13 protein-coding genes are annotated in these 11,538 nt (G+C 68.9%); all 13 read right to left on the reverse strand.

All coding sequences use genetic code 11. The features are described 5' to 3' along the window. Window positions 1-78: 78 nt before the first annotated feature. Window positions 79-900, reverse strand: a complete 822-nt coding sequence (locus OG933_RS14910; RefSeq protein ID WP_020131179.1) for a F0F1 ATP synthase subunit delta — start codon at window positions 898-900, stop codon at window positions 79-81. Further along, entirely contained in the window at window positions 897-1,445 is a 549-nt protein-coding gene (locus tag OG933_RS14915) for a F0F1 ATP synthase subunit B (RefSeq protein WP_107095541.1), read from the reverse strand. Before OG933_RS14915 ends, OG933_RS14910 begins: the two co-directional genes overlap by 4 nt. A 45-nt stretch (window positions 1,446-1,490) precedes the next feature. After that, window positions 1,491-1,736 (reverse strand): ATP synthase subunit C, encoded by a 246-nt coding sequence (locus tag OG933_RS14920; RefSeq protein WP_020131181.1) that lies wholly within the window; start codon window positions 1,734-1,736, stop codon window positions 1,491-1,493. Between the two features lie 74 nt (window positions 1,737-1,810). Further along, the gene (gene atpB, locus OG933_RS14925) at window positions 1,811-2,620 is read right to left on the reverse strand and encodes a F0F1 ATP synthase subunit A (protein ID WP_020131182.1); all 810 of its coding nucleotides are present in this window, start codon (window positions 2,618-2,620) and stop codon (window positions 1,811-1,813) included. A 222-nt stretch (window positions 2,621-2,842) separates the two neighbouring features. Next, complete coding sequence (locus OG933_RS14930) at window positions 2,843-3,256, reverse strand: hypothetical protein (RefSeq protein WP_020131183.1); 414 nt, start codon at window positions 3,254-3,256, stop codon at window positions 2,843-2,845. Between the two features lie 304 nt (window positions 3,257-3,560). Beyond that, on the reverse strand, window positions 3,561-4,916 hold the full coding sequence (locus OG933_RS14935; protein WP_362526234.1) for an MraY family glycosyltransferase: 1,356 nt from the start codon (window positions 4,914-4,916) through the stop codon (window positions 3,561-3,563). A gap of 173 nt (window positions 4,917-5,089) precedes the next feature. Then, window positions 5,090-6,352, reverse strand: coding sequence for a serine hydroxymethyltransferase (glyA, locus tag OG933_RS14940; protein WP_362526231.1), 1,263 nt, complete (start codon window positions 6,350-6,352; stop codon window positions 5,090-5,092). A gap of 136 nt (window positions 6,353-6,488) precedes the next feature. Continuing rightward, window positions 6,489-7,166 carry a low molecular weight phosphatase family protein gene (locus OG933_RS14945; protein ID WP_020131186.1) on the reverse strand — a complete coding sequence of 226 codons (678 nt, stop codon included), beginning with the start codon at window positions 7,164-7,166 and terminating at the stop codon, window positions 6,489-6,491. Continuing rightward, a complete protein-coding gene (locus tag OG933_RS14950; protein ID WP_142266188.1) occupies window positions 7,163-7,810 on the reverse strand; it encodes an L-threonylcarbamoyladenylate synthase in 648 nt (215 codons plus the stop codon). The genes OG933_RS14945 and OG933_RS14950 overlap by 4 nt, the downstream gene beginning before the upstream one ends. A gap of 53 nt (window positions 7,811-7,863) precedes the next feature. Further along, a complete protein-coding gene (gene prmC / locus OG933_RS14955; protein WP_020131188.1) occupies window positions 7,864-8,709 on the reverse strand; it encodes a peptide chain release factor N(5)-glutamine methyltransferase in 846 nt (281 codons plus the stop codon). Window positions 8,710-8,754: 45 nt separating this feature from the next. Beyond that, the gene (gene prfA, locus OG933_RS14960) at window positions 8,755-9,831 is read right to left on the reverse strand and encodes a peptide chain release factor 1 (RefSeq protein ID WP_020131189.1); all 1,077 of its coding nucleotides are present in this window, start codon (window positions 9,829-9,831) and stop codon (window positions 8,755-8,757) included. 109 nt (window positions 9,832-9,940) lie between these two features. Then, on the reverse strand, window positions 9,941-10,165 hold the full coding sequence (gene rpmE, locus OG933_RS14965) for a 50S ribosomal protein L31 (RefSeq protein WP_054239908.1): 225 nt from the start codon (window positions 10,163-10,165) through the stop codon (window positions 9,941-9,943). Between the two features lie 149 nt (window positions 10,166-10,314). Next, window positions 10,315-11,454 carry an LCP family protein gene (locus OG933_RS14970; RefSeq protein ID WP_362526227.1) on the reverse strand — a complete coding sequence of 380 codons (1,140 nt, stop codon included), beginning with the start codon at window positions 11,452-11,454 and terminating at the stop codon, window positions 10,315-10,317. Between the last annotated feature and the right edge of the window lie 84 nt (window positions 11,455-11,538).

Genomic DNA, 11,538 nt, shown 5'->3' on the forward strand with positions numbered 1-11,538 from the left:
TCCCCCCTGAAAGAGGTGAATCCTCTGCACGGCCCAACCAGGGCCGCCATCAGTTCGTACTGCGGTCTTGAGTTGCTGCTAGTTCGCCATGCGGCGGGCGGCGTCCTCGATGCGGTCCGCGAGGGAGCCGTTGATCACTTCGTCACCGACCTGCACCCGGATCCCGCCGAGGACCGCGGGGTCCACGTCGAGGTTGAGGTGCATCGGGCGGCCGTAGAGCTTGGCGAGGGCGGCGCCGAGGCGCTGCTTCTGCGGGTCGCTCAGCGGTACCGCCGAGGTGACGACGGCGACCATGCGGTCCCGGCGCTCCGCGGCGAGCCGGGACAGGGACTCGAGGCCCGCTTCCAGGCTACGTCCCCGGGGCGCGGTCACGAGGCGCGTCACCAGTCGCTCGGTGGCCGCGTCGGCCCGGCCGCCGAGCAGGCTGCGCAGCAGCTCGCCCTTGGCCGAGGCGGTGGCCTTCCGGTTGGTCAGTGCGGCGCGCAGCTCGGTGTTCGAGGAGACGATCCGTCCGAAGCGGAACAGCTCGTCCTCGACGTTGTCGAGCCTGCCGGCCTTCTGCGCGGCGGTGAGGTCGGCGATGTTCGCCAGCTCCTCCAGCACGTCCACCAGGTCGCGGGACTGCGACCAGCGGGAACGCACCGTGCCGGACACCAGGTCGGCGGTGGCACCGCTGATCTGGGCGCCGAGCAGGCGCTGGACCAGCTCGGCCTTGGCCTCGCCGGCCTGCGCCGGGTCGGTGAGGACCCGACGCAGCGAGACCTCGCGGTCGAGCAGCGCGGTGACTGCCGCCAGCTCGTCGGCGAGCTGCGCCGCGTCCACGGACGTGGAGTCCGTCAGCGCGTCGAGACGCTCACGGGCTGCTGCGAATGCCTCGCGGCTCGCTCCGTGTGCGGTCATCGAGACGCCTCGGCCTTCTCCTCGAGGTCGTCGAGGAAGCGGTCGATGACGCGGCTCTGGCGGGCGTGGTCGTCGAGGGACTCCCCGACGAGCTTGCCGGCCAGATCGGTGGCGAGCTTGCCGACGTCCTGACGCAGCGCGGACGCGGCGGCCTTGCGGTCCGCCTCGATCTGGCTGTGCCCGGCGGCGACGATCTCCTCGCGCTGGCGCTGGCCTTCCGCACGCATCTCGGTGATGAGTGCGGCGCCCTGCTCCTGCGCCTCCTGGCGCAGCCGAGCGGCCTCGTGACGGGCCTCGGCGAGCTGGGCCTTGTACTGCTCCAGAACGCTCTGGGCCTCAGTGCGAGCAATCTCGGCCTGTTCGATCCCGCCCTCGATGGCTTCGCGACGCTCTTCCAGAACCTTGTTGATGTTCGGAAGGAGCTTCTTGCCCAGGACGAAGAACACGATCGCGAACGCGATCAGACCGATGACGAGCTCGGGGATCTCCGGGATCAGAGGATTCTGGGCCTCCTCCTCAGCCGCGATTTGCAGCAAGGGCGAGATCACATCAGTTCCTTCCGTGGAATTCTCTCGTCGGCGTAGACCGGATCAGGACGTCGGGTAGACGAAGCCCATGACCAGACCGATCAGGGCGAGCGCCTCACAGAGGACGAAGCCGAGGATCTGGTTCTGACGGATCAGGCCGGCGGCCTCGGGCTGGCGAGCCAGCGCCTGGGTGCCGTTACCGAAGATGATGCCAACGCCGACGCCGGGGCCGATGGCCGCGAGACCGTAGCCGATGGCAGCGAGGTTGCCCTTGATTTCGACCGCGGCGAGGGTGTCGAGAGCGGACATGCCGTAACTTCCTTCTCTTTACACAGGCCGGTGGGGGTTGGCCACCGGAAGTTCAGGGGATGTTGATCAGGTGCTCAGTGGTGCTTGGCGAGCGCGCCCTGGATGTAGCTGCAGGACAGGAGGATGAAGACGTAGGCCTGAAGGGCCTGGATGAACAGCTCGAAGACCGTCATCACGATGACCATCAGGAACGAGACCGCCGAGTAGGCGATGCCGATGCCGTTGAGCAGGTACCAGGTCCCGATCGTGAAGATCAGGATCAGGACGTGCCCGGCGAACATGTTGGCGAAGAGCCGGACGGCGTGGGTGAACGGCCGGATGAACACGTTCGACAGGAACTCGAAGAACATGACCATCGGGAACACCGGGCCGAGCGACGGGTCGTAGCCCGTGATGTTCTTCCAACCACCGATGAAACCGTGGCGCTTGAACGTCACGCTCATCCACACGATGTAGACGAGAGCCGCGAGACCGACCGGGAACGCGATGACCGCGGTGGCCGGGAACTGCGCGATCGGGACGATCGACCACAGGTTCATGATCCAGATGAAGAAGAACAGCGAGAACATCAGCGGGACGTACTTCTCGCCCTCGCGCTTGCCGATCGTCTCGTAGACGACGCCACGACGGACGAAGTCGTAACCCGCCTCGCCGACCATCTGGAGCTTGCCGGGGATCAGCTTCGGCTTGTTGAAGGCCGCCCAGAAGAATCCGATGACGATGACGGTGCTCACCAGCGACAGCAGCATCGGCTTGTTGAACTCGATGCCGCCGACGGTGAAGAGCGGTTCGAAGAGGAACGAGTGCAGGCCGGGGGTCGGGAAACCGCACCCGTCGAAAATATGACAGTCGGTCTCGAAGGCGAGCGTCTTGGCGTTACTCACCGCGAGCTCCTTCAGCGTGGCGCATGGGTACGGCAACCTCGATGTGTCGGCGCGGCCTGCGACCGCGGGACGGCACTGGACTGGACTTGCGGATGTGGGGGCGGCTACTGGGCTCCGAACCGTGAGACGTCACAGGCTCGACTGCCGCCCGCGCCAGCTCTGCCGCAGTTGTGGCGAGACCATAGCAAAAGAGCGGAAGTCCCTTTACACCGGCCCTACAGGTCACGACGACGCCCGAGCGGAATCCGGCTCGACGTAGAGGACCTTGGCCTTCATGTGCGAGACCACCTGGGCGGCGATCCACACCAGGGTGGCCGCCAGCAGCGTGAAGGCGAAGCATTTCGGGTTGAAGACCGAGGTCCCCTTGAACATGATCAGCACGATCATCAGCAGCAGGATCTGGGTGGTGTAGAGCAACAGCCCCATCGACTGGAACAGATGGGGAAGCTGGCGCGCGGTGCGCAGCAGCACCACCAGACCGCCACCCATGAACAGCAGGACGAGAGCCGCACCGAACACGGCGCCGAGCGCTCCCTTGCCGCCGGCAACGGCGGCACTCACCGCGACTCCCGCCACACCCGCGGTTGCGGTGGGCAGGGCACAGTGCAGGAGTGTTCGTACGTCGTTGGACTGCATGGCGGCAACTCCGCATTCAAGGGGGGCAGGGTGTCGTCATGGACGAGCGTAGTCCCGGCCCGAGGGGCGAGAGACCTCACGCCACCTCACTCCAATGAACCGTCGTAGTGCGGTCCTTCGGCTCTGTCCGGGGGGTTCTCGTGAACCGTATCACAAACTATTTGATGAGGTCTTTACCTGGCAGGTGTGCCCGCTGTCACACATGAGAGTGACAGTGCGCGTCTGTGCAGAAACCGGGAGGGCTTGTCTGGTATTGGGGTGCTTTGCCCTGCACCGGTTCTCCCACGACTTGGCAATGCTCTAGTCAGATTCTTACCTTGGAGCTGCCCCGGCCACCGATCGCGGTGGCCCCGTTCGCCCCTGCCACCCCCACCGTCACAGGGCTCTGCGCGTCGACGGCGGCGGGCTGCTCGGCACCGGTCGGCCCGTACTGCCCGGCCACCGCCTCCGAGTCCTGCGCCTGCGCCTCCTGTGCCTCGGCCGACAGGCCGCCCCGGCGCCGGTAACGCGGCGGCACGAAGGACTCGGCCCAGCGCGGGGTGCGCGGCCGGAAGCGCGGCAGCAGGAGCAGCGCCAGACCGATCGCGCTGAGGATCACGACGCCGAGGACGATCCACATGGAAGCCGCGTTGACGGAGTAGGTGAGCGCGCCGAACGCGATCAGCGCGGACCAGAAGTACATGATCAGCACCGCGCGGCTGTGCGAGTGGCCGATCTCCAGCAGCCGGTGGTGCAGATGCCCCCGGTCCGCGGCGAACGGCGACTGACCGCGCCAGGTACGGCGCACGATCGCCAGGATCAGGTCGGCCGCCGGGATCGCGATGATCGTCAGCGGCATCAGCAGCGGGATGTAGACCGGCACCATCTGGTGCACCGCGTTGCGCTCGGAGCCGGAGAACAGCCGCATGATGTCCGGGTCGACCTGCCCCGTGACGGAGATCGCGCCCGCCGCCAGCACCAGCCCGATCAGCATCGAGCCGGAGTCGCCCATGAAGATCCGCGCGGGATGCATGTTGTGCGGCAGGAAGCCCAGGCACATGCCCATCAGGATCGCCGCGAAGAGCGTCGCCGGGGCGGCGGCCTCGATGCCGTACGAGTACCAGATGCGGTAGGCGTACATGAAGAACGCCGCCGAGGCGATGCACACCATGCCCGCCGCCAGGCCGTCGAGGCCGTCCACGAAGTTGACCGCGTTGATCGTGATGACCACCAGCGCGACCGTCAGCAGGGTGCCCTGCCACTGGGTGAGCGCGACCGTGCCGACCAGCGGCACCGGCAGCCACAGGATCGTCAGACCCTGCATGACCATGACGCCGGCGGCGATCATCTGCCCGCCCAGCTTGATCAGGGCGTCGATCTCGAACTTGTCGTCCAGGACGCCGATCAGCCAGATCAGCGCGGCCCCCGAGAGCAGGGCGCGCGGCTCGTTCGACTTCTCGAAGACCTCGTTGAGGTTGGTGAGATGGTCGGCGACCAGCAGACCGGCGCACAGGCCGAAGAACATGGCGATCCCGCCGAGTCGCGGAGTGGGTTCCCGGTGCACGTCACGGGCCCTGATCTCCGGCATCGCCCCGGCCACGATCGCGAACTTCCGTACCGGCCCTGTCAGCAGATACGTCACCGCGGCCGTGATGCAGAGCGTCAGCAGGTATTCACGCACGGGCTTCCCCACAGGTCTCGCTGGCCATCTCAGTCCCACACCCTAGCGATCGACTACCGCACGGCGCATATGTGTAAGGACAACCGGGTAGTGACGATGGTTTCACGTGAGGCTGTGCGCGGGGACGCACGGGGGTGCGCAGGAGGGCGTGTACGCGAGGCGCCTACCCCGTTTCAGCCCGGATACGGCGGGAACGCCAGCGCCAGCTCGCGCACCTCCTCACGGGCCTTCCTGCTCTCGACCTCGTCCCGCAGCACCCCCGCCAGCAGTGCCGCGACCCGTGCCATCTCCTCCTCCCCCATGCCCTGCGTGGTCAGCGCCGCGGTGCCCAGGCGCAGGCCACGGGCGTGCGAGGCGATGACATCGGTGCCCGAGACATGCGGGAGGGCGCAGCAGTCCAGCACCATCCCTGCGGCCGCGAGCAGCCCGCGCGCGGTGCGCCCGTCGACACCGAGCGGTGCCGGGTCGACGGTGATGAGGTGGGTGTCGGTCCCGCCGGTGGTGACGGTCAGTCCCTCCCCCTCCAGGGCCGCCGCGAGAACCCTCGCATTGGCGACCACCTGATGGGCGTACACGCCGAACGCCGGGGTTGCCGCCTCGCCGAACGCGACCGCCTTCGCGGCGATGGTGTGCATCTGCGCGCCGCCCTGGGTGAACGGGAAGACCGCCCGGTCCACCCGCTCGGCGAGCTCACCTCCGCACAGGAGCATCCCGCCGCGCGGCCCGCGCAGCACCTTGTGCGTGGTCGCGCAGACGATGTCCGCGTACGGCACCGGACTGGGCGCCGCTCCCCCGGCGACGAGCCCGATGGGATGGGCCGCGTCGGCGATCAGATACGCGCCCGTCTCGTCGGCGACCTCGCGGAAGAAGGGGTAGTCGATGTGGCGGGGGTAGGAGGTGGACCCGCACACGATCGCCTTGGGCCGGTGTCCCCGGGCCAGCGTGCGGACCTGCTCGTGATCGACGAGCCCGGTCTCCGCGTCCACCCCGTAGGGGATGAAGTCGAACCAGCGGCCGGAGAAGTTGGCCGGCGACCCGTGCGTGAGATGGCCGCCGTCGGGCAGGCCCAGCGCCAGGACGGTGTCGCCGGGCCGGAGCACGGCGGCGTAGGCCGCCAGCATCGCGGAGGAACCCGAGTGGGCCTGCACGTTGGCGTGTTCGGCACCGAACAGCGTCCTGGCCCGGTCCACGGCGATCCGCTCGGCGAGGTCGACGATCTCGCAGCCGCCGTGGTGCCGGGCCCCCGGGTAGCCCTCCGCGTACTTGTTGGCGAGCGGCGAGCCGAGCGCGGCCAGCACGGCGGGCGAGGTGAAGTTCTCGGCGGCGATCAACTGGAGCGTCGACGCCTGCCGCTCCGCTTCCCCGAGCAGGATCTCGGCCAGCTCGGGATCCTGCCGGCGCAGGACATCGGCCTCGGGGACATGGGTGACCGACATGGTGCGCTCCGGGCGTCGACGGTGACGTACGTCCAATGTAGGCCCGGGGTCGGGGGCGCGCGCGGCCGCTACGCCCTCGCGCGAACCCCGGTGAGAGCGGTGCCGACCGGAGCCCGATCGTCGACGCCGGCCGCCTTCAGGCGCGTGCGGGCACACCGGTGAGGGCTGTGACCACCGGATCCAGGGCCTGGTGTATCTCGTCGCCGATCGAGCGGAAGAACGGCAGGGGTGCCCCGTACGGGTCGTAGACCTCGTCCGCCTCCAGGGTCGGGGCGAGAAGCCACCCGCGTAGCGCCGCCGCCGCGCGGACCAGGGCCCGGGCGCGCATCACCACGCCTTCGTCCAGCGGCGGCAGGGTGGCCGGGTCGATGGCGTTCACCAGGCGGGTGAACTCCTTCAGGGTGAAGGTGCGCAGGCCCGCCGAGTGGCCCATGGAGATGACCTGTGCGCGGTGGTCGCGGGTCGCCGTCAGGACCAGGTCGGCCATGATGACGTGCTCGTCGAGGAGCTCGCGGCCGGTGAACCCGGTGGCGTCCGCGCCGAAGTCGGCCAGCACGGTCTCCGCGTTGGCCTCCATGGACGCGCCCTCATGACCCCAGGTGCCCGCGCTCTCCACGATCAGCCCGCGGCCCAGCACCCCGAGCCGCTGCGACACGAAATGCCGGGTCAGCCGCTCGGTGATCGGCGAGCGGCAGACGTTGCCGGTGCTGACGTGGAGGATGCGGAAGCTGTCGCGCGGAAACCCGAACGTCGTCGTCTGTTCCGCGGCACGTTCCCCGTTGCCTATGCCACGCCCCGCGTCAGGGGCTGTCAATTCGCCACCTCGAGGTCGGGTACGACCTTGCGCAGCTCGTCCGCGGAGATCGCGCCCTCACGCAGCAGCAGCGGCACCTCTCGGCTGACGTCGACGATCGAGGAGGGGACGTTGCCGGGGGTCGGGCCGCCGTCGAGGTAGACGGAGACGGAGTCGCCGAGCATCTCCTGGGCGTAGTCGCAGTTCTCCGGCGCCGGGTGCCCGGTGAGGTTCGCCGACGACACCGCCATCGGACCGACCTCCGTCAGCAGCTCGATGGCGACCGGGTGCAGCGGCATACGGACGGCGACCGTGCCGCGGGTGTCGCCCAGGTCCCACTGGAGGGACGGCTGGTGCTTGGCGACGAGCGTCAGCGCGCCCGGCCAGAACGCGTCGACCAGTTCCCAGGCCATCTCGGAGAAGTCCGTGACGAGCCCGTGCAGCGTGTTCGGGGAGCCGATGAGGACAGGGGTGGGCATGTTGCGGCCCCGGCCCTTGGCCGCCAGCAGGTCGGCGACGGCCTCCGAGGAGAACGCGTCGGCGCCGATGCCGTACACCGTGTCGGTCGGGAGGACCACGAGCTCGCCACGGCGGACGGCCGACGCGGCCTCGCGCAGACCGGTCACGCGGTCGGTCGCGTCGTTGGTGTCGTATCGCCGTGCCATCTAGCGGGCCTCCTCGTACACGTACTGCTGCGGGTCGAAAGTGTGGGGGGTTCTCACGGCGTCGCCCGGCGGGCGGTCGCGAAGCGCGGGCGCTTGTTGAGGTCGGGGTGGTCGGCCGCGTCGGCCCAGCCCCGCTCCTCGGTGAAGATCCACGGCACCTGGCCGCCCTGGGTGTCGGCGTGCTCGATGACGACGACACCGCCGGGACGCAGCAGCCGGTGCGCGGTGCGCTCGATACCGCGGATCAGGTCGAGGCCGTCCTCCCCCGAGAACAGGGCGAGTTCGGGGTCGTAGTCGCGCGCCTCGGGCGCCACGTACTCCCATTCGGTGAGCGGGATGTACGGGGGGTTGGAGATGACCAGGTCGACCTGGCCGTCGAGGTCACGGAAGGCGTCCAGGGCGTCTCCCTGACGCAGGTCGACCCTGGACCCCTCCATGTTCTTGCGCGTCCAGCGCAGGGCGTCCTCGGACAGCTCCACGGCGTGCACACGCGAGCGCGGCACCTCCTGGGCGAGGGCGAGCGCGATGGCGCCGCTGCCGGTGCACAGGTCGACGATGCGGGGCTCGACGACGTCCATGGCGCGTACCGCGTCTATGGCCCAGCCGACCACGGACTCGGTCTCGGGGCGCGGTACGAAGACTCCGGGGCCGACCTGGAGCTCCAGGTACCGGAAGAAGGCCCGCCCGGTGATGTGCTGGAGCGGCTCGCGCTGCTCCCGCCGGGCGATGGTCTCCCAGTAGCGGGCGTCGAAGTCGGAGTTCTTCACGGAGTGGAGTTCACCGCGCTTCACGCCGTGCACGAACGCGGCGAGCTCCTCCGCGTCGTTGCGCGGCGAGGGCACGCCGGCGTCGGCCAGCCGCTGGGTGGCCTGGGCCACCTCTGCGAGCAGCAGGTTCACGCAAGTCCTCCGTGTCGTACTCGTCGTGCGTACGTCCTACAACGCTTACGCGGCTGCGAGCTTGGCGGCCGAGTCCGCGTCGACGCAGGCCTGGATCACCGCGTCGAGGTCGCCGTCCAGGACCTGGTCCAGGTTGTACGACTTGAATCCGACGCGGTGGTCCGAGATGCGGTTCTCCGGGAAGTTGTACGTGCGGATCTTCTCGGAGCGGTCGACGGTGCGGACCTGGCTGCGGCGGGCGTCGGCGGCCTCCCGCTCCGCTTCCTCCTGCGCCGCTGCGAGCAGCCTGGAGCGCAGGATACGCATCGCCTGCTCCTTGTTCTGCAACTGGCTCTTCTCGTTCTGGCAGGAGGCGACGACTCCGGTGGGAATGTGCGTGATGCGCACGGCCGAGTCGGTGGTGTTGACGGACTGCCCGCCGGGCCCGGAGGACCGGTAGACGTCGATGCGGAGGTCGTTCGCGTTGATCTCGACGTCGACCTCCTCGGCCTCGGGTGTCACGAGCACACCGGCGGCGGAGGTGTGGATCCGCCCCTGGGACTCGGTCGCGGGGACCCGCTGCACCCGGTGCACGCCGCCTTCGTACTTCATCCGCGCCCAGACGCCCTGCCCGGGCTCGGTGGCGCCCTGCCCGCCCTTGGTCTTCACCGCGACCTGGACGTCCTTGTAGCCGCCCAGCTCGGACTCGGTCGCGTCGATGATCTCGGTCTTCCAGCCGACGCGCTCGGCGTACCGGAGGTACATGCGCAGCAGGTCGCCGGCGAACAGGGCCGACTCGTCGCCGCCCGCGCCCGCCTTGATCTCGAGGATGACGTCCTTGTCGTCGGACGGGTCCCGGGGCACGAGCAGCAGCCGCAGCTTCTCCGTGAGCTCCTCGCGCTGCTTCTCCAGCTCCTTGACCTCGGCGGCGAAGTCCGGGTCGGCGGAGGCGAACTCGCGCGCGGTCTCGACATCGTCGCCGGTCTGCTTCCAGGAGCGGTACGTGCCGACGATGGGCGTCAGCTCGGCGTAGCGCTTGTTCAGCTTGCGCGCGTTGGCCTGGTCGGAGTGGACCGACGGGTCGGCGAGCTTCTTCTCCAGGTCGGCGTGCTCTCCGAGCAGCTCCTCGACGGCCTCGAACATGATGCGCTCCTGAATGACGTGCGTGGGGGAAGGGCAAGCGACCAAAAACGCCGGTCCCGGCCGTGCCCCTGGGCGGGGACACTGCCGTGGACCGGCGAAGAGGGGCTCGCTACTTCGTGGAGCCGGCGGAAGCCTTGCCGAAGCGGGCCTCGAAGCGGGCCACACGGCCACCGGTGTCGAGGATCTTCTGCTTGCCCGTGTAGAACGGGTGGCACTCGGAGCAGACGTCGGCGCGGATGGAACCGCTCTCGATCGTGCTACGGGTGGTGAACGAGGCGCCACAGGTGCAGCTGACCTGCGTCTCGACGTACTCGGGGTGGATCTCGCGCTTCAAGGTGTCTCCTAGTTTCGGGAGGGCGCCGGGTCGTTGTCGCGGGACACGACCAACGTGAACCGGGGCCGACGTACCAGTCTGCCAGGACTGGCCGCATCCCCCAAAACCGGGGGGCGGGGGGATCTATTCCCCGGGGTGCGCGAAGGCCGTCAGGACGACGTCACGACCCCCGCCGCCTCGCCCGTGGCGGTGCCCTCGGTGGCGGCCTTCGGGATGGGCCGGTCGTTCTTCAGGGCCGTCCACACCTGCTCGGCCTTCGCCTCGGCGACGATGACCCGGTTGAGGTTGGACGGGTCGTACCGGACCGGCATCGTGACCATGTTCATGTTGTCCGCGCTGATGCCCTTGAGTCCGTTCGCGAAGGACATCAGGGAGTTCAGCGAGCCGAGCCGGGAGTCGGCCGTGACGGCCTTGGTCGCGGTGTTGGCGAGGTCGTACAGCTTGGTGCCGCTGGTGAACAGTCCGACGTGCTTGACCTGGTTGACCAGGGCCTTGATGAAGGCCTGCTGGAGCTGGATGCGGCCGAGGTCGGAGCCGTCGCCGACGCCGTGCCGGGTGCGGACCAGGCCGAGGGCCTGCTCGCCGGTGAGCGTGTGCGTGCCGGCCTTGAGGTTCAGGTGGCTGTCCGGGTCGTCGATGGCCTTGGTCGTGGTGACCTCGACGCCGCCGAGTTCGTCGATGAGCTTCTCGAAGCCGGAGAAGTCGACTTCCAGGTAGTGGTCCATACGGACGCCGCTGATCGACTCGACCGTCTTCACCGCGCAGGCGGCGCCGCCCGTCGAGTACGCCGAGTTGAACATCACGTCGGACGCGGCGTCGTGCGTGACCCCGCCGGTGTCGGTGCAGGAGGGGCGGTCTATGAGCGTGTCGCGCGGTATGGAGACCACGCTGGCCTTCTTGTGGCCCTCGTACACGTGGATGATCATCGCGGTGTCGGAGCGGGCGCTGCCGTCGTCCGTGCCGCCGCCGAGCTTCTTGTTGGAGCCGGAGCGGGTGTCCGAGCCGAGCACGAGGATGTTCTCGGAGCCGTTGTCGACCTTGGTGGGCCGGTCGGTGCCCAGCGCCTGGTCGATGTCGACGCTCTTGATGTTGCCGTTGAGCTTGAAGTAGAGGTAGCCGACACCGGTACCGCCCAGCACGAGGATGCCCGCGGCGGTCCACGCGGCGATCAGCACCCCCTTGCGCCGGCCACGCTGCCTGCGGTGGCGCGGACCGTTGCGGCCGGCCGCCCCGCTCGTCGTGCCGGTCTCACCCGGGGTTCCGGGCTCCGGCGTGCTCTCGGCGGACATGTGCTCCTCTGTTCTCGTGCAACCTCACCATCGTCACTCCGCCAGGTCAGACGGGGAAACTCGGGACAGGGTTGCACAACGCGA

Source organism: Streptomyces sp. NBC_00016, from assembly GCF_045040885.1.
Lineage (GTDB): Bacteria > Actinomycetota > Actinomycetes > Streptomycetales > Streptomycetaceae > Streptomyces > Streptomyces coriariae.